This is a genomic window from Candidatus Kuenenia stuttgartiensis, assembly GCF_900232105.1.
Classification (GTDB): Bacteria; Planctomycetota; Brocadiia; order Brocadiales; family Brocadiaceae; genus Kuenenia; species Kuenenia stuttgartiensis_A.
The window spans coordinates 1,017,894-1,034,820 of the sequence record NZ_LT934425.1; the positions used below are offsets into that span (position 1 = coordinate 1,017,894).

Consider the following 16,927-nt stretch of genomic DNA (forward strand, 5'->3'; position numbering starts at 1 on the left):
TTAACTTACTTTTTGTTTAGCTAAGACCGCTCTTCCGCATAAGGTTTTTAACACTTTCCAACAATGCATTTACTTCTGAAATTTGCCGTGTCGTTTCTTCCCTTTCCGTCCATCTGAGATCACGATAAGATGAAATGTTGTTGCTTATATCTTCAATTACACGATCGATAGCCTTATTCACCTCAAACTTCATAAACTCCACAAAACGTTCACAGATAGCGTCTGCCCGCCTTAAAAATTCATTTCTGAAGGTTTTACGCTTTTGAGGGAAAATAGCTAACCCTATAAAAGCCAGTGCTACAGAAATACCTATCGTTACCGGTGGAGGCGCGATCCAGGAAAACATCATTATTCCCACAACGCCAATTCCTATAGCAAATGTTTCGATGAGCAGAAAACTGATAAAACCTGCTTGCACTAATCCATTAAGTTTTTCAGATTCCCGTTCCGTATCCAATTCCCGAAACTCTTTGGAACGGGTCTTTAATGCAACTTCAATTTCATGTTTGCGGTCATCATAATGGCGTTCAATATGCCCGTTAACTATATTCCCCGCCATGCGGTCATACCCAACTTCCTTCTCAACATGATCTCTGGCCATATCCCATAATGCACGGTTATTTCGTGCCACATAATCAACTACATCATCAATAATTCGGTCGAGGTCTGTTTGCGGATTTAAAAGCCCATACACCTCTCTTTTAAATCGGTCATTCAGTTTTTCTCTTCCTATTTTTGACATAAGAACCGATCTGGCAGTAACATAAGTGTTTAAAAAATTTTCTAGTTTTTCTTTTAATCGCGAGAATACCAGCCTGATCTCATCTTTATATTTTAACGTGTACTCCTGCATATCCTGTTTTTTGTTTTTCAGGCGCGTTTCAAATCTTTCAATATTTTTAATATCCGTGTTGCATTTATTCACCTTTTCCCCAAGCCTTTGTTGTAGTTCGGTGAATACATTAAACAGATATTTTAAAGGGCTTACGAGTTTGAAATCTATTTTTGTATCAAGGTCAAGTTTTTCAAACATAAACGCCTCAACTTCTTCAATACCGCTCTGTTTCAGCAGCGCTTCATTATTTTCGCTTCGTGCTTTGTATGCCTCTTTTGCGGAAACGGATAAAACCTTTGGCTCAAAACCCAGCAGCCGGTAACAATTTTTTTCCACAAACGATATAATATCAATAAGCTCTTTCGGCGTCTTTAAATCAATTTTATTCAGTATAAAAAGTACCTTACGTCCCCATTTACCCTTTAAGAATTGCAAAAACTGCCGTTCGCTTTCGGTAAAAGGATGATCGGCAGAGGTAATGAAGAGTACGAGTTCAGCCCTGTGTACAAAACCTTCCGTTAGTGCGGAGTGTTCTAAAATAATTGAATTTGTTCCCGGCGTGTCTACCAGGGTAATATCTTTCAAAACCTCCATCGGGTATGTTGCCCGGCATAAATGGTCTCCTACCTCCTTTACTTCCACTTTATCCCCATAGGTCAGCAAAGTAATTCTGTTAGTGGTGGGGGTCGGGCCATCCACTAAGACACGTTCACCACACAAGGCATTGATAAAACTGGATTTGCCGGAATTATATTCTCCTGCAACCAGCAAATAGAAAGGTTCTTCCAATTGAGAACGCATTTCCTCTACTCGTTTCTCCATCTCTGTAATACCAATTCTTTCGAAGAATTTTTTTGAATTATCCAGCAAATTTACTATTTCCGGATAGATATCTCTTCGCTGTGTCTTTGATGTGATGTTTAACATAGATTGGATCAAATACTGTAAAGTGAAAAATGGTTATTAAGGAATACCTTTGCGTTAATTGTTGCGAAGGTTGATGTTATCAATTTTAGCAATGCAAGTCAATTTCTTTTCAGCCGGCAGTTGCAATGGCTTCGATCTCGATAGCAACGTCCTTCGGCAGCCTGGACACCTGCACCGCAGCTCTGGCTGGCGGTTCATTTTGAAAAAATTCCTTATAGACGTCATTCACCGCCGCATAATCATTTAAATCCTTCATAAAAATAGTCGTCTTTACCACCTTATCCAAAGAAGCACCTGCCGCATCCAATATATTTCTCAAATTATTTAAAACCTGTCGTGTTTGTACCGCAGCATCGCCATGTAATGTTTCACCTGTTTCGGGTATTATAGGAATTTGTCCGGAAACAAATACCAGATTGCCGGCCTTAATAGCCTGGGAATATGGACCAATTGCCGCAGGCGCAGCCTTTGTTGAGATTACCATTTTTTTCATTTATTTACTCTCTTAATTAATGAAAGATGTACACTCTGCGAAGATGTTAAAATCGGGGAGATGGGAAGCCCTTTTTATTCAAATAGATTTGCAAACAACACGGTTTTTTCATTGATTACACACGTCTTTTTTGCTTCAATCCTTCCCGGTTTGTGTCTTCTGCTGAATTTAGCCCGGTAAGGTTAGGTTTTGTGCCTCAACCCAACCTTATAACTTACATAAACTTTGTGCGCAGAAGGCTCGTGTATATTTCATTACGATTTTTCCAAATTTTTAATAAGTATATCTTTTTATCATGCACCGGTAAAAGTATTTTTTCTGCAAATGTGATTGTTTATTTCCTTTTATCTCACAATTAAGGTTTTTTAATTAAATATTCATGCGTAACGTACGCCTTACTATTGAATACGAAGGTACTAATTATGCGGGCTGGCAATGGCAAAAAAACGCCATTTCGGTACAGGAGACCCTTACCCATGCAGTAAGGACCGTTATCCGGGAAGAGGTGGAAATACATGGTGCAGGCAGGACTGACGCCGGAGTACATGCCCTTGGCCAGGTTGCCAATTTTAAAACGTATTCTGCCATTCCTGCAAAACAGCTATTACGGGCAATAAATTTTCACTTGCCACAAGATATTACAATAAAAGATGTTGCCGACATGGAAGAAGGTTTTCATGCACGATACAGTGCGACGTCTAAGGTGTACCGGTACACCGTGTTGAATGACTGGTTAAGAACCTCCCTGAATCGTAATTTTTGTTATGTGTATGGCTTCCCATTAGATCTTTCTAAAATGATGACAGCGGCGCAATACCTTATCGGCACCCATGATTTTACTTCATTTACCACAAAGGCCTTGGATAATAAGGACAGGATACGGACAATCAAGAACCTGGAGATTCAGAAAGAGGGGAAATATATTTATTTTGTAGTTGAAGCAAACGGCTTTTTATACAAAATGGTAAGAACGATTGTCGGTACACTCCTGGAAATAGGACGTGGAAAAATGGACGTCTATCTTATAAGAAAACTCTTAGAGACCGGGAACAGAGATGACGCCGGCCCAACGGCCCCTGCGAAAGGATTATGCATGAAAGAAGTAAAATATTAATATGTAGCGTCTGACCCGAATAAATGAGGTACGAAGTACGCGAATTACGATTTAAATCGTAATTCGTAATTCGTAAAATGTTACGTTGACATAAATTTTAAAATTGGCTATAGTTATGTAGATTTTTGAAAGGACTTGCAGATGATATCAATTGAAGATTTTTTACGGGTAGAGTTACGAGTTGCGGTAATAAAACATGCGGAGCCGCACCCAAATGCGGACAAATTGTTAGTATTAAAGATTGACGCCGGCGATGGAAACCAGGAAAGGCAGATTGTTGCCGGGATAAAAAACTATTACACCCCGGAAGAACTTATCGGAAAACAAATTGTTATCGTAAACAACCTTGCTCCCTCTGTCATTCGGGGCGTTGAAAGCCAGGGTATGCTGCTTGCCGCAAAAGATGCAGAAAAATTAGCAATCTTAACGACAGAAAAAAACGTTCAACCCGGTTCAGGAATCCAATAAATCGCAACAATAAATCCTAAAATCCTATTTTGCAGAAATATGGTATAGTGTTCTGTGCTGCAAGAATTATATATTTCCAATTTTGTATTAATTGATAAAGCAACCATTACGCTCAGTGAAAGATTAAATGTATTCAGCGGGGCGACAGGGGTGGGGAAATCTCTTGTAATTGGCGCTTTACATTTTATTCTTGGCGGTCGTTTTACGCAGGACATTGTGCGAAACGGCAAAGATGAGGCAGTGGTGGTTGGCAAATTTTACCTGAAGGACGACTCTTTGCTGGAGTATTTCAGGAAGACTTTGGATAACACAAACATTGATGAAGACTTCTCCTCCAAAGAAGCATCGTTCCAACGGACGTAACAAATGCCGATTAAACAATGCGCCTATCACATTGTCCATACTCAAAGAGATTGGACAATCATTAATAAACATACACGGTCAGCATGAACATGAAACATATATTGCAGGGAATGAACCAGTTGCAGATCCTTGATGATTTTGGCTGCATCTCCCCTCTCCGGGAAAAGTTTTCATCCTACATAAAAACAGATAAAAGAAAAGACCGCATTGCTTGAAGGACTTAAAAAAAACCAGCGCGAAAGAATAGAAAAAACCGAATTATATGCCTTCCAGGCAGACGAAATAGATAAGGCGCAACTCGGGGTTGGAGAAAAGGAGGCACTTGAAAAGAAGAATGCCTTCTCATCAACGCCGAAAAGATATACAATGCCGTCTCATCATGTTATTCCCAACTCTATGAAACATCAGATGCCATGTATGGTACGCTAAAATCGATTGCCCGCGAATTACAATCGGTTGCAAAATTTGACGAAGACCTTGTAAAGGTCTCCGAATCATACAACCAATCGCTTTACCAGATTGAAGACATTGCCTTTTCCCTGGGGAAATACAAGGAAAACTTCAGTTATGATCCACAAAAACTCTCTTCTCTGGAAGAACGACTGGATACCATCAGAAAACTAACAGCAAAATACGGGAACACGATAGACGATGTTTTATCATACCGAAATGAAATAGAGGCAAAACTAAAACAACTGTCAGAGGAAGGGTCAAGCATTGAGAGCCTGGATGAGGAGCTGACGGCTACAACAGCATTGCTGAAACAAAAGGGCTGCGAATTAAACAAAAAACGCATCTCTGTGGCGGAAAAACTTGCACCTTTGATCGACAAGGAATTGGGGGATCTAGGTATTCCGCACGGCAGGTTTCAGGTAGAAATCAAATCTCCCTTCCTGGATGACAACGAAGGGGTCTCTATTTTAGAAACAAACAGTTCCGGGATATCGAACATAGATTTTCTTATTTCTCCAAATCCTGGCGAGAATTTAAAACCGCTAAGAAAAATAGCCTCTGGCGGAGAAATTTCCAGGGTGATGCTGGCATTAAAACACCAGCTTGCCAGGGTCGATAAAACACCCGTCCTGGTTTTTGACGAAATTGACGCAAATATCGGGGGAAGGATGGGCGAAGTAATTGGAGAAAAATTAAGCAGCATTGCCAAATCACATCAGGTAATCTGCATTACGCACCTCCCACAAATTGCATGTTACGCTGACGAACACTGGAAAAGTAAGTAAATTGTAAAACGGGGAAAACATACTCCACCATTGAAAACATGGCCGGCGAACACCGTATAGAAGAGATTGCCGATATGATAAGAGGAGCGGAGAAAACGGACATCACCAGAAAACAGGCAAGGGAAATGCTGCGCGATGCAAAGAAAAAAAATAAGGCAGGAAATTAATATCAGTGGTTTGCGGGCAGGCTTCTGACTTCTGACTTCTGATTCCCCGGTTCATACGGTACTATTAACGCATAAAAAAATACAGTACTATGATTAATATTTAAGGCATCATTTATAAGAAATTCTGAAATGCAGGAACGTTTACAAAAAGTATTGGCAAGTGCGGGCATTGGGTCACGCCGTGAATGCGAAAATGTTATTTTAGCGGGCAGGGTAACTGTCGATGGTGAAAGAGTTACTGCTTTAGGCGCTACGGTAGACGCCGGGAAAAGCGTGATTTATTGTGACGGGATGCCGATCAGACCTGAAGCTAAAATTTATTATCTGTTAAATAAACCAAAAGATTGTTTGTGCACAAATTACGATGAGTTAAACCGCCTAAGGGCAATTGATATAATAAAGAATGTCAAACAAAGACTCTATACCATTGGCAGGCTTGACAAGCAAAGCGAAGGGCTGATTATCATCACAAATGACGGAGAACTCTCCAATAAGCTGTCTCATCCAAAATATGAGGTGAACAAAACATATTTTATTGAGATTGACGGATATTTATCAAATGAAACTATTACGGCATTACAATCCGGGGTTTGGCTGGCTTTTGGTAAACACAAACCCGTCAGAATAAAAAAAATGCATCGCAGTTTTAAAAAAAGCAGGTTTGAAATGATCCTCTGTGAAGGGAAAAACAGAGAAATACGAAGAATGCTCGCAGATCACGGGCACAAAGTAAGAACCCTGAGAAGAATAAAAATCGGCTCCTTATGCGACCCGGACTTAAAAGTAGGCAAATACAGGAAATTAACTGAGCAGGAGATAAAAAGTCTTTACTCAATGACGGAAAAAAAACCTATTGAAAAAAAAAGTGGAAAACAACGATATGACACAGTTACAGCAAGCAAGAAAAAATAATATAACAAAAGAAATGGCTGAGGTGGCAAGAATTGAGGGACTCGACCCTGAATATATAAGAGGGCGTATTGCCGAAGGGAAGATCGTCATCCCCGTAAACCATAAACGGAATTCCCGTAAATTATGCGGCATTGGCGCAGGCCTAAAAACCAAGGTAAATGCCAATATAGGCACCTCGGCAGACTATGCGGACATCGACAAAGAATTAGAAAAATTACGTGCCGCTGAAGAAGCGGGCGCCGATGCGGTAATGGACCTGAGCACCGGCGGGGAATTAAGAACCATTCGAAAAGCAATCATAGAATCTGCTTCTGTTTCCATAGGCAGCGTGCCAATATATGAGGCGGCTGTAAATTCCATTAAAAGAAAGCAGGCGATTTACGATATGACCGCACGGGATATGATCGAAGCCATACAATTGCATTGCGAGGATGGCGTTGACTTTATAACCGTACATTGTGGCGCAACAATGGGGGTATTAAAACATTTGCGCGAAGATAAACGTATTTGCGGCGTCGTAAGCAGAGGAGGAGCCTTTTTGGTAGAATGGATGATACACAATAAAAAGGAAAATCCATTCTATGAAGAATTTGATGAAATATTGGCTATCGCAAAAGAATATGACGTAACCATAAGCCTGGGGGACGCCTTGAGGCCCGGTGCATTGGCTGACGCCTTTGACCGTGCGCAGGTATATGAGTTGAACGTACTCGCCGAGCTTACGCAAAGAACATTGGAGGCAGACGTGCAGGTAATCGTTGAGGGACCAGGCCATGTGCCGCTGAATCAAATAACGCGCGCATGTTCAATTACAGAAAGAACTTTGCAAGGGAGCGCCATTTTACGTGCTGGGTCCCATTGTCACAGATATTGCTCCCGGTTACGACCACATTACTTCCGCCATTGGAGGCGCTATAGCCGCTTCTGCAGGCGCTGATTTTCTCTGTTATGTAACACCGACGGAACATTTAAGCCTTCCCGGCCCGGAAGACGTCAGAACCGGCGTAATGGCTGCGCGGATAGCCGCCCATGCGGCAGACCTGGTAAAAGGGGTTAAATCTGCCTGGGAGTGGGACAAAAAAATGTCGCACTATAGAAAAACAGAGATTGGGAAGGCCAGTTTAATACCTGTATCGATCCTGTCATAGCCAAAAAGATCCGGGAAAAAGGCAGACCAAAAAACGAAGATGTGTGTTCTATGTGTGCGGAATATTGCGTATTTAAACTGGGAGATGCGTAGGGATTTACGAAGTACGATTTGGGATTTGGGATTTGGGATTTTAAATCGTACTTCTTAAATCGTACTTTGTACTTTGCAGGTTCAGGTTTGTAACCAGAACCAAACGTTTTATACCTTCAATCCCGCCTCCTGTTAGCAGAGCAAATGATAAATAAATTGTAACTATTCAGCGTAATTTATAACACACCTCTTAATCTCCTCTTGATAGAGAGGACTCACCAAATCCCCCTTTTTTAATCTGTACTACAATCCATCAACTTCTTGTTTTTTATGCTCGTTTTTAAGCTGCACAAACGTAAGGCATTAATTAAATGATGCCTACGTAAAGTTTGGAGTATTGAGTTTTTGTCATTTGAAATTGTTTTGTATTTAGATATTCGTATTTCGAATTTGGTGCGGCCAAAGGCCGCGCCAAGAAATCTGTGGTTTCTTTGTTTACACGTATGCCTGAATAGTTATTTCGTTAGCCCCAATTTTCTGTAAATAGTTTCAAAATCAACTTCTTTCTCTATTATTCCCGATGCATGCTGTATTTTAGACATATTGTTTAATTGCGTGGTGTCTGCAAGTTTTTCGCATGTTTCGATGGTAGTTGCGGTGTCGGCGCGTACCACGATTACGGGTATGTTTGCTTCGTGAGCGCGGCCTAAAATAGAATAGCTCGGATAGAGGTCCCCTGTAAGGATTAGGCATTTCGTGGAAGTTTCAAGGGCAGCGGCATGAATATCACTGCGGTCGCCTCCCGTTATAACCGCCTTGTCCGATATCTTTTTGAAGTGCTTGATGGCGCTTTCAAGGTTCATTGCCCCTATTACAAAATGTTCGATCAGCTCGTCGGCTTTTTCTTCGCAACAAAGGATTTTTCCATTAAGCGCGGTCACAATGTCCCGAATTGAAGTCGCTCTCAGCAAGGGGTCTCTTCGGATAATTCCCGAGTACTCACGCCATGTTTTGTTAAAAAAGGCTGGATGGTGTTTTTCATATATTCCAGTTTGGCGGACGGAACCAGGTTAAAAATACACAAGCAGTTTCTCTTTCAATACATTTGAAGCATAGAGGAAGCCGTCAAGCATTTCAATGTATGATTCGAATTTATCAACAAATATACCTTTGCGTTTACTTCGGTGATAAAATCCAATTCGGAAAAACCAAGGCATGTGCCGCAGGTTAACCTGCCGATGCCCCTGATAATCATGATGTCTTTGCCGGACGAGGCTATGTGAAATGCCTCCATTGTTTTTTCGCGAATATTAAGATTTTCGCCTTTCACCAGGCGTTGTAACATATCTTCCGTAAATATAACGGGGCTTATGGACTGTAGCGGTTCGTTTACATCAAGCGCCCGGGAGAGGAAAACGGCATCCTCGTCGGTAAGCACATCATCCACAAAAACCGGCGAAAATCCGACAGGTTTAAAATAGCCGATGTTATACCCGTCTTTTTTCAACTTGAGACCAGGCCGGCGCAAATGAGATTTTTCCCGGAAAGGGGCGATAAAGATGCAATAAATAGAGGTATCATATACCCTCCTCACCTGAAAGTATAAAAATGTTGGAAAAATAAGAATGATTGTATAGTCAAACAAATATGTTTATGCAGGATGCGTTAAGCGATAGAAAATCCACTGTAAATATTATTGGTGGATTCGGCGTAAAAACCAACGCCCTAATCCACCATAATCGCAATTTTTCAATTTCCCCTTTTCGCTGCGCGAAGCATTTACGGCAATACGTACATCTATTGCAATGGCGCCGTCGCCTTGGGGAACACCACCAGCGGATTAATATCCATTTCGATTATTTCCGGGAAATCCTTCACCAGTTGGGAGAGCCGCAGTATATTTTCTACTATTGCATCGATGTCAACGGATTTTTCACCGCGCACGCCTTTAAGAAGCGGAAATGCACGGATTTCCTGTATCATCTCTCTCGCTTCGTTTATGCCAACCGGCGCAATTCTGAAGGTTACATCTTTAAGCGCTTCAACGTAAATGCCGCCAAGCCCAAACATTATCAAATGGCCAAACTGTGGTTCATGTGAGACGCCAAGGACGAGTTCCCTGCCGCCGGTAATCATCTGCTGTACCATAATGCCTTTTAGATCGGCTTCCGGCATATGGCGTCTTGCTTTTGCATGATGTCACTAAAGCAGATTCTTACCTCCTGTTCGTTTTTGACCCCAATAATTACACCCCCAATGTCCGATTTGTGAAGTATATCGGGGGATGAAATTTTCATCACCACCGGATATCCCATTTCTTCTGCCGCCTTTACTGCGCCCGTCTCAGAGGTAGCGATAATGCTTTTAGGAATGGTAAAGCCATAGGTGGAAATCACCTGTTTGGCGTCTTCTTCGCTTAGATAGGCAGCCTCCTTCTGTTTCATTTGTGTAAAAATTGCACTGACACGTTCCTTTCTGACAATAAAATTCTTTGTTTCCGGCGCAGGTTTGCTTTGCCATAAAGTGTATTGTACATTGCCTCGATGGCGTAGATTGCACGTTCGGGGAAAGGGTAATTAGGCACTTCCTCTGACACATGATTTTTAGAGCACTTTCAATTCTTTTGCGCGCCATAAAGGAAGTTGCAATGGTTTTGTCCGCATAACCTGCAATTTCACAGATTGCTTCTGCAGTTTTTTCTATTTCGTCATTGCCTGAGGAGTGAGTATTGCAAGAATGGCGTCTACATTCGGATCTTTTATGACGTTTTTCTATAACAAGCCGGTAACGGTCTGATTTTGCGTCACCCAGCACATCTATGGGATTATATACATTTGCCATTGGCGGCAGGAAATGGCGCAATATTTCTATGGTATCTTTGGAAAATTCAGCCATCTTTAATGCGGACCGCTCTATTGCATCCGTCGCAATAATGCCTGGTCCTCCCGCATTGGTAATCAGGGCTACCCGCGCGCCTTTTGGCAATTGTTGAAAACTAAACATTCTGGCATAATCAAAAGCTGCTCGATCGTATTAGCGCGAATCACTCCGATTGCTTGAATGCCGCATCAAACGCCCTTTCCGATCCTGCCAATGTGCCGGTATGGGAAGAAGCCGCTTTGGACCCGGCGGCAGTACCGCCAGATTTTACTACGATTAAAGGTTTCTTTTTCGTTATTTTTCCGGTGGTGGCAATAAAATCTTTGCCGTTTTTAACACCTTCCAGATAACCGAGAATCACCTTCGTGTTTTCATCTTCATACATTGCGTTAATGAGGTCTACTTCGTTAATATCTGCTTTGTTTCCCATGCTGACAAACTTTGAAAATCCCACACATTCAACTACAGCCCCAATCCAAAATTGCGGTACACAAAGCGCCGGATTGTGAAAAAAAGGCAATATTTCCCCTTTCCGGCATATCGGCGGCAAATGAGGCGTTGAGGCACGATTGTGTATCTATTAATCCAAGACAATTCGGCCCCAGCAGCCGTATAGCATGGCGTGTTATTTTCTGGCAAAGTTCTTTTTCTCTGATAGCGCCTTCAATGCCGCTTTCTTTAAAACCGGCGCTGATAACTACAATTGAATCGATTTTCTTTTCAGCGCATTCGTCTACAATCTTTACCACATATCGGGCGGGTACGACGATAATCGCCATATCTATGGTGTCCCTGATATCTTTAAGTTTGCATATGTTCTTAGACCAACAATATCTTCCGCCTTTGGTTTACCGGGTATATTGTTCCCTGATACCCGTATTGTACCAGATTTTTTACTATATCGTGGCCAACCTTGCCCTTTTCGCGCGAGGCGCCAATGACGGCTACCGTTTTAGGAGAAAAAAAATGTTTCAGTGTGGTCATAGTCATAGTCCCATAGAATAATGCAGCATTTAAAACGCTCGTTTTCAAGCGCTGGCTTGGGAACGAAGATGAAAATAAGTTGAGGTTTTTATAATAATTTCTAAATAATTTCTACAGTCTACAGCCGGCAAATTGCAAATTGCAGATTGCAGATTGTGGACTGTAGATTGCCGACTGCCGACTGTACAGTATTCCCCATTAATAAGGTAAGCAAGGGGTAGTTTCCCCCAACTTATTGAGAAGTTCTGTTTTTTATTGTTGTGTTATTTGCACTATTCTCTGTATTGGGCATTACTTCAAACATGTTTTTAATGGATTTCCGAAATGGTTTAAATGGAACCGGGTGGATTTCAGGATCAGAGATAGTGCCTTTAATCTCCACAACAGTCAATTGTTTTCGTACGCCGCCTACAACAAAATCGAATAAATTTCCAATTAAGGGGAGTTGAGAAAAGAAGCCCTTCTCAAAACCTGTGACAACAGTTACGCCAAGTGTTCCATTAAGACCAATGTCGCCTTTTCCCACAAGATCTACCGTATCGCTGGAAATAATGCCCTCGATAATATTAACAACATTGTCTTTGACGGAAAAATTGAGTTTTGCGGTATCAAAGGTTTCCTTTTGGGGTAGTCTTAAATTGAAAAATTTGAAAATGTTAAGAATTATAGGAATGTCTGAAAGATATCCATTGGTGATGTTAATTTGTCCTTCAGCATAAAAATCCTTCAGGTCGCTGCCGTACCCATGGTACTTAACCCTTCCGTCGAGAATACCTGAAAGCTGTTTTCCTTCAAGATTAAATTTTTTTACGAATTCTTCCAATACGATTCTTGAAAATGTCAATTCGCCTTCATATTTGTAAGGCTCAGTGTTTGTTTTAATGGAAATGGAGCCATCTACGTTCCCGCCCCAGCAATTAGCGTTGATGTGCTTGCTGTAAAGTTGTTCTTTGTTGATATCCAACCTCCCGTCAATTCCCCATAAGGCAAATTTATACGTATCGTTTCTGATTTCAAAGTCTTTTAAGTTAACTTCCACCGTATAATCGTTTCTTTCTGCTTCCTTAAATCCCTGGAAAACAACCGTAAGGTTTGCTTTACCACGAGGGTTAAGGATATCCCATAACTTTTGCTTAATGGCGGTTTTTTCGCTTAATATATTCAAAAAATTTTCTGTAACAACTACGTTAGGGATGTTAACATTCAACATTTTCCTTTCAGTTTCTATGTTATATATGCCATTTATTTCCATAAAGATGTGCTGGTTGTCGTATTTAAGAAAACCACTGGTATTTTTTAATAGAATAATATTATTGCAGAATTTAATGGGGCCATTTATATACGACAGGGGAAATGGCATTTCCGGAGAATTGACAGCAACATCCTTGCAATCGGCCACTAAAAAAATGTTGCCATTTGTATCCTCTCCTTCACTGTATTGAAATGTTATGTCTGCAAAGCCGGTAGGTTGGAGTTTCGACCACACTTCTTTACCAAAACGAGGGATATTTTCAAGAAAATGTTTATTTATGAAAAGGTTGGGAACATTTGCCACAATTATTTTTTCTTTACCGGAAAGATTGACGGTTCCTTTCAGATCAACCTGTGACGTATAGTCACCGTTTTTGATGTATGCTGTGATATTACTGATGTATAGTGTATTGTTGCTCATCTTCAGGACACCGTTCACATTAGAAGCGGGGAGAGACAAATCTTTATATATTGCATTCAGCGCGTTGAGGTGAATCGTAACGTCATAGTCAATTTTCTCCTGGTTATTTTTATTGTTAAAGCTGGCAATGCAGGAGAAATTGACCTTTCCCTCCGGTTGATACTCATCCCATATATGTTTTCCATAAAAAGGGAACAGGCAGAGAAATTCTTCGTTCAGGGTCATATTATGCGCGTCTAATGTAATGCTCAGGGCTGGTATGTCCGGGCACATTTTCATAGAGAAAGAATAATTCCCCATATGTTCATCGGCGATGGTTCCTCTGGCAGTGATATTTTCGAAGGAACCGGCAAACGGCATAAACGAAATATTGATTCCCGAGAGTTTAATTTCCGGGTTGCGTAATTCAGGGTTTTCCTTGATGTGAACTTTTAAACCGCGGGCTTCAATTCCATTGTGTAATACATCAGAAAAAAGGGGCAGATTCGCATTTTCAAAACCTTCTTTTATACCATCCAAAAGTTCCCAAATGCCGGCGGGTTTTTCTACAGTTAATTCCGGGTTGATAGCAATAATTTTAACAACATTGAATTCTTTCTTAAGCAAACGTTTCAGATCATATTCGATTACTACCTTCTGGCATTTAAAAAACTTGTTCTGCATTATTCCGGATTTGCCGGAGAGGAAGATATCTTCGAGGAGAATACCTTCTGCAAAATTAAAGTGCGCCCTTTCAATATGTATATCGCCAAGATTTTGAAAGGCGTCTAATATCCTGCCTTTTATAGCCTCGTCCGAAGTTAGTTTGCTAATGAAAATATATCCGGCAATGCCGGCGCCTGCAATGATTAACGAAAAGCAAACAAATATAATAAATACTATTTTTTTCATGAAAGCGATGTGTTATTCATAGAGACGTATGTGGTGCGCAATAAGTTTTTCTACAGTCCACAGTTACTACCTTCGCAGTAATTTCTTTGCACTTTTTGGCAAAATATTTACTGGTGAAATCCGAAATACGAAACCAGAAATACGAAACAAATTCTAATGACAAAATGATTTGAAATTCTAATCAAATGCCTCTTTTGTATCTTGCATTTCGTGCTTCATAATTGTTGTATGTTTTGGATTTGTTTTAAATTTTATGCTTTATTATTCGGATTTGTTTCGTATTTCGTATTTCGTATTTCGTATTTTTTATTTCTCGCTTATTTGATTCTGGCTATGCCAGCTTAGGCGATAGTCAGTTTTTTCACGGGTCTTCTTAACTCCAGGGGGTCAATGCCCTCCTTCATTGCAGCAAGGAGACCGCCTGTTTCCCAGTAATTTTCTGCAACGATCACATTCTTCATTCGTAAAATATCCGGAGTGGCTTTCATCACCGTCGTGTTTTCCTTTACCGCAATTATAGGTATCCCCCATTTTTGTGCGGCAAGGGCAGGAATACCGCCCATGCAGGTATAGGGAAGAATAATTGCATCGACATCATTAACTCTCACATCCCCACCCTGTGTAACGAGTCTGGGCGCCCTGTCCAGTCCGCGCAAAACGCTTCCAAGATATGCAGGGCCTATTGCTTCTGCTGCCGCCCTTGGATCAACCGTTCCGCTATGCGTTTCCCGGTAAATTTCATATTTGCTCAATAACGGGGCGTGCGCTGCGGGCAACCCAAACGTGGCAGAGACCAGATGAGAAACCACGGCTTCTGCTCCTCCATAGGGATTTGCCCCTTTTCCATCAAAGTATGCCTTTAAATCCTTCATATCAATTTTAATATTGAGCGAAATCGCCAGCGCCTGAGCGCCCTGCTTTATTGCTTCCCTGCAAGCCTCAATAAGCGTCTGTTCGTGTTCAATTTCTCCCACGAAAGAATTACTTTTTGTTTTTACCGCCTGCGTCATCGTCTCCTTTTTTGTTTTAAGCACGCAGACTATTTCCACTCCCCCGACAGTCCTCAAAGCGTTGATTGTATTTACCGCCAGATCATATCCCTCTGTTTCTATTCCCTTGTCTAACACAACCCCGATCTTATTCTTTTCCACTTCCTTCAGTTCCGCTTCACCCTTGAAAAATCTATCCAGGGAATATCCTTCAACGTAGAGAACGTTTCTTCCCGCAAGGTTAAGCACAACTCCGTTGACGACGTTCGGATGAGAAATCACCTTATCGGCAATCGACGCAATCATGTTGGTTGCGGGCGTGGCATCTCCAACGTATCCGCCAATATCCGCCCCCACGCCTGTAGGGATAATGTGCGCCACAACAAACTGGTTAGCCATGTATACCCCCGCCGGTTTTTCTTTTCGTCACGGTATCATTCACCATAATTGCGGCGTCAACGATCAGGTCTTCCCCGATTACCTCTACAATGGCAAATCTCAGTACTTCACCTGTTAGTGTATTATTGAAATGCTCCTGAAGGTATTCAAGCAGTTGCGTGCAGTCAACGCCGTTCCTGGGGATTTTTATTCTCTTTGAAACTACCATACGTATATTATCCTTCAATAAAGCCTTGTAAAAACAAAAGTAGTCTGTAGTCTATGGCAAAAAGAGTAAAGGGGTTGTTTTTCAGGAGATAGAAGTACTCTGTCGTTTTTTGAAAACATAGGGGCGAAGCATTTGACGTATCTTCATTAGGCACTTAGGCACTGTAAATAAATAAAGGTATCAAGTAGATCAATTTCATGCTCTGGAAACATGCAATCAAGGCTTCAAAGTGAGACGTTAATTTATTTACAGCGCCTTAGCGCCTAAATATCGACAATTTTTTGTCGATATACCAAAGCATCTAAATTCGAATATCGAAATTCGAAACAATACAGAAACTCAAAATACAAACGTTCAAAACCACTCAACTATTATGGTTTTGGTCATTTCAAATTTTGTTTTTTTGGGATTTGTTTAGAATTTCAAATCATTTTGTCATTAGGATTTGTTTCGGATTTCGTGTTTCGTATTTCATATTTTTTATCTCATGCTTGTCTGGTTCTAACGATGCCTATTTAGGAATTTCAATGTAAAAAACATCGTTTTGATTGAAATGAAAATTACCGGTGAAATTCACTACGACTCTGAATGGATAATGTCTTCGCTTTTATATTGAGTTTGTTTGAATTCTGTGAAAACTTCCATTTTGCCATGTTCGGTGCTAATCCTGACAAATTCCGGACGTAGTACACCATAAACACATCTTAAAACGTCTCCCCTCGAGATTACTCCCACAGGGACCATATCTTTGACAACGGGAATACGAATAATCGCTTCCTTTGCCATTATATGAATCACCTTTTCAATTGTAGTATCTTCTTCTACACAAATAGGCTTTTTGGTCATGATATCCTCTGCCGTTACCTGTTCCAGACTTTTTCCCTGATCCATTGCTTTTATAAGATCAAATTCAGTTATTATTCCAACAACCTCATTATTATTATTTACGACAGGCATTCCGCTAAAATTGCCGGTCAATAATTTTTCGGCCAAAGATCTTCCAAGTGTTTCTTTTTTAGCCGCAGTGATTGTTTTCCTCATAACATCCTTTGCCATAATAACGTCTGTAACCATAATAGTTGTCTCCTTTCGAAATTTAATAAGATTTTATAAAAATAATATTTTTCATCTGCACTGTAAGTAAAAGAAAATGTATGTCTTAAATTACCATAAAATTAGTCGGGATTTTCCATGCAGTGCGTAGCTA

The 16,927-nt window shown here is 40.9% G+C and carries 19 protein-coding genes and 2 pseudogenes; 8 read left to right on the plus strand and 13 right to left on the minus strand.

The window, feature by feature from the left end:
* Positions 1 to 16: 16 nt before the first annotated feature.
* Together KSMBR1_RS04710 and KSMBR1_RS04715 are read right to left on the minus strand one after the other, a co-directional pair.
* Positions 17 to 1,762 carry a dynamin family protein gene (locus KSMBR1_RS04710; RefSeq protein ID WP_099324287.1) on the minus strand — a complete coding sequence of 582 codons (1,746 nt, stop codon included), beginning with the start codon at positions 1,760 to 1,762 and terminating at the stop codon, positions 17 to 19.
* Positions 1,763 to 1,871: 109 nt separating this feature from the next.
* Positions 1,872 to 2,255, minus strand: a complete 384-nt coding sequence (locus KSMBR1_RS04715) for a RidA family protein (RefSeq protein WP_099324288.1) — start codon at positions 2,253 to 2,255, stop codon at positions 1,872 to 1,874.
* Positions 2,256 to 2,634: 379 nt separating this feature from the next.
* Here KSMBR1_RS04715 and truA point away from each other — a divergent pair, with 379 nt between their 5' ends.
* The 8 genes and pseudogenes from truA to thiC all read left to right on the plus strand — a co-directional run bounded on the left by truA (position 2,635) and on the right by thiC (position 7,757).
* The gene (gene truA, locus KSMBR1_RS04720; protein ID WP_099324289.1) at positions 2,635 to 3,369 is read left to right on the plus strand and encodes a tRNA pseudouridine(38-40) synthase TruA; all 735 of its coding nucleotides are present in this window, start codon (positions 2,635 to 2,637) and stop codon (positions 3,367 to 3,369) included.
* Positions 3,370 to 3,510: 141 nt separating this feature from the next.
* Entirely contained in the window at positions 3,511 to 3,837 is a 327-nt protein-coding gene (metG, locus tag KSMBR1_RS04725) for a methionine--tRNA ligase subunit beta (RefSeq protein WP_099324290.1), read from the plus strand.
* 54 nt (positions 3,838 to 3,891) lie between these two features.
* Positions 3,892 to 4,200: an AAA family ATPase gene (locus tag KSMBR1_RS04730; protein ID WP_099324291.1), complete on the plus strand. Its 309-nt coding sequence runs from the start codon at positions 3,892 to 3,894 to the stop codon at positions 4,198 to 4,200.
* Between the two features lie 207 nt (positions 4,201 to 4,407).
* Positions 4,408 to 4,629 carry a hypothetical protein gene (locus KSMBR1_RS04735; protein ID WP_099324292.1) on the plus strand — a complete coding sequence of 74 codons (222 nt, stop codon included), beginning with the start codon at positions 4,408 to 4,410 and terminating at the stop codon, positions 4,627 to 4,629.
* Positions 4,614 to 5,438: a DNA repair protein RecN gene (locus tag KSMBR1_RS04740; RefSeq protein WP_099324293.1), complete on the plus strand. Its 825-nt coding sequence runs from the start codon at positions 4,614 to 4,616 to the stop codon at positions 5,436 to 5,438. The genes KSMBR1_RS04735 and KSMBR1_RS04740 overlap by 16 nt, the downstream gene beginning before the upstream one ends.
* 38 nt (positions 5,439 to 5,476) lie before the next feature.
* Complete coding sequence (locus KSMBR1_RS22640) at positions 5,477 to 5,605, plus strand: hypothetical protein (protein ID WP_261341086.1); 129 nt, start codon at positions 5,477 to 5,479, stop codon at positions 5,603 to 5,605.
* 129 nt (positions 5,606 to 5,734) lie between these two features.
* Positions 5,735 to 6,517: a pseudouridine synthase gene (locus tag KSMBR1_RS04745; RefSeq protein WP_099324294.1), complete on the plus strand. Its 783-nt coding sequence runs from the start codon at positions 5,735 to 5,737 to the stop codon at positions 6,515 to 6,517.
* Positions 6,486 to 7,757, plus strand: a pseudogene (thiC, locus tag KSMBR1_RS04750) (phosphomethylpyrimidine synthase ThiC). The gene KSMBR1_RS04745 and the pseudogene thiC overlap by 32 nt, the downstream one beginning before the upstream one ends.
* A gap of 455 nt (positions 7,758 to 8,212) precedes the next feature.
* On the opposite strand, the gene KSMBR1_RS04755 reads toward thiC, so the two are convergent.
* From KSMBR1_RS04755 to KSMBR1_RS04805, 11 genes and pseudogenes are all read right to left on the minus strand, one after another.
* The gene (locus tag KSMBR1_RS04755) at positions 8,213 to 8,668 is read right to left on the minus strand and encodes a DRTGG domain-containing protein (RefSeq protein ID WP_157820391.1); all 456 of its coding nucleotides are present in this window, start codon (positions 8,666 to 8,668) and stop codon (positions 8,213 to 8,215) included.
* 125 nt (positions 8,669 to 8,793) lie between these two features.
* A complete protein-coding gene (locus KSMBR1_RS04760; protein WP_099324296.1) occupies positions 8,794 to 9,342 on the minus strand; it encodes an AAA family ATPase in 549 nt (182 codons plus the stop codon).
* Between the two features lie 152 nt (positions 9,343 to 9,494).
* Positions 9,495 to 10,141, minus strand: a pseudogene (locus KSMBR1_RS23175) (acetate--CoA ligase family protein).
* Positions 10,062 to 10,700 carry a hypothetical protein gene (locus KSMBR1_RS21830; RefSeq protein WP_157820392.1) on the minus strand — a complete coding sequence of 213 codons (639 nt, stop codon included), beginning with the start codon at positions 10,698 to 10,700 and terminating at the stop codon, positions 10,062 to 10,064. Before KSMBR1_RS21830 ends, KSMBR1_RS23175 begins: the two are co-directional and overlap by 80 nt.
* 40 nt (positions 10,701 to 10,740) lie before the next feature.
* Positions 10,741 to 11,007 carry a hypothetical protein gene (locus KSMBR1_RS21835; RefSeq protein ID WP_099324299.1) on the minus strand — a complete coding sequence of 89 codons (267 nt, stop codon included), beginning with the start codon at positions 11,005 to 11,007 and terminating at the stop codon, positions 10,741 to 10,743.
* A gap of 28 nt (positions 11,008 to 11,035) precedes the next feature.
* Positions 11,036 to 11,356, minus strand: a complete 321-nt coding sequence (locus KSMBR1_RS22650) for a CoA-binding protein (protein ID WP_099324300.1) — start codon at positions 11,354 to 11,356, stop codon at positions 11,036 to 11,038.
* 40 nt (positions 11,357 to 11,396) lie between these two features.
* Positions 11,397 to 11,561 (minus strand): CoA-binding protein, encoded by a 165-nt coding sequence (locus KSMBR1_RS22655; protein ID WP_157820393.1) that lies wholly within the window; start codon positions 11,559 to 11,561, stop codon positions 11,397 to 11,399.
* Between the two features lie 232 nt (positions 11,562 to 11,793).
* Positions 11,794 to 14,124 (minus strand): translocation/assembly module TamB domain-containing protein, encoded by a 2,331-nt coding sequence (locus KSMBR1_RS04790; RefSeq protein ID WP_099324302.1) that lies wholly within the window; start codon positions 14,122 to 14,124, stop codon positions 11,794 to 11,796.
* A 341-nt stretch (positions 14,125 to 14,465) separates the two neighbouring features.
* Positions 14,466 to 15,512: a DUF3326 domain-containing protein gene (locus tag KSMBR1_RS04795; RefSeq protein WP_099324303.1), complete on the minus strand. Its 1,047-nt coding sequence runs from the start codon at positions 15,510 to 15,512 to the stop codon at positions 14,466 to 14,468.
* Positions 15,505 to 15,720, minus strand: coding sequence for a hypothetical protein (locus KSMBR1_RS04800; protein ID WP_099324304.1), 216 nt, complete (start codon positions 15,718 to 15,720; stop codon positions 15,505 to 15,507). Before KSMBR1_RS04800 ends, KSMBR1_RS04795 begins: the two co-directional genes overlap by 8 nt.
* A gap of 576 nt (positions 15,721 to 16,296) precedes the next feature.
* Positions 16,297 to 16,794 (minus strand): CBS domain-containing protein, encoded by a 498-nt coding sequence (locus KSMBR1_RS04805; protein ID WP_230405760.1) that lies wholly within the window; start codon positions 16,792 to 16,794, stop codon positions 16,297 to 16,299.
* Between the last annotated feature and the right edge of the window lie 133 nt (positions 16,795 to 16,927).

Excerpts from the sequence above, each read along its gene's own strand:
- KSMBR1_RS04800 (WP_099324304.1), bottom strand. The coding sequence starts at position 15,720 with ATGGTAGTTTCAAAGAGAATAAAAATCCCCAGGAACGGCGTTGACTGC.
- KSMBR1_RS04790 (WP_099324302.1), bottom strand. The coding sequence starts at position 14,124 with ATGAAAAAAATAGTATTTATTATATTTGTTTGCTTTTCGTTAATCATT.
- metG (WP_099324290.1), top strand. The coding sequence starts at position 3,511 with ATGATATCAATTGAAGATTTTTTACGGGTAGAGTTACGAGTTGCGGTA.
- KSMBR1_RS22640 (WP_261341086.1), top strand. The coding sequence starts at position 5,477 with ATGGCCGGCGAACACCGTATAGAAGAGATTGCCGATATGATAAGAGGA.
- KSMBR1_RS04710 (WP_099324287.1), bottom strand. The coding sequence starts at position 1,762 with ATGTTAAACATCACATCAAAGACACAGCGAAGAGATATCTATCCGGAA.
- KSMBR1_RS21830 (WP_157820392.1), bottom strand. The coding sequence starts at position 10,700 with ATGTTTAGTTTTCAACAATTGCCAAAAGGCGCGCGGGTAGCCCTGATT.
- KSMBR1_RS04740 (WP_099324293.1), top strand. The coding sequence starts at position 4,614 with ATGTATGGTACGCTAAAATCGATTGCCCGCGAATTACAATCGGTTGCA.
- KSMBR1_RS04795 (WP_099324303.1), bottom strand. The coding sequence starts at position 15,512 with ATGGCTAACCAGTTTGTTGTGGCGCACATTATCCCTACAGGCGTGGGG.
- KSMBR1_RS21835 (WP_099324299.1), bottom strand. The coding sequence starts at position 11,007 with ATGGGAAACAAAGCAGATATTAACGAAGTAGACCTCATTAACGCAATG.
- KSMBR1_RS04805 (WP_230405760.1), bottom strand. The coding sequence starts at position 16,794 with ATGGTTACAGACGTTATTATGGCAAAGGATGTTATGAGGAAAACAATC.
- KSMBR1_RS22650 (WP_099324300.1), bottom strand. The coding sequence starts at position 11,356 with ATGGCGATTATCGTCGTACCCGCCCGATATGTGGTAAAGATTGTAGAC.
- KSMBR1_RS04715 (WP_099324288.1), bottom strand. The coding sequence starts at position 2,255 with ATGAAAAAAATGGTAATCTCAACAAAGGCTGCGCCTGCGGCAATTGGT.
- KSMBR1_RS04745 (WP_099324294.1), top strand. The coding sequence starts at position 5,735 with ATGCAGGAACGTTTACAAAAAGTATTGGCAAGTGCGGGCATTGGGTCA.
- truA (WP_099324289.1), top strand. The coding sequence starts at position 2,635 with ATGCGTAACGTACGCCTTACTATTGAATACGAAGGTACTAATTATGCG.
- KSMBR1_RS22655 (WP_157820393.1), bottom strand. The coding sequence starts at position 11,561 with ATGACCACACTGAAACATTTTTTTTCTCCTAAAACGGTAGCCGTCATT.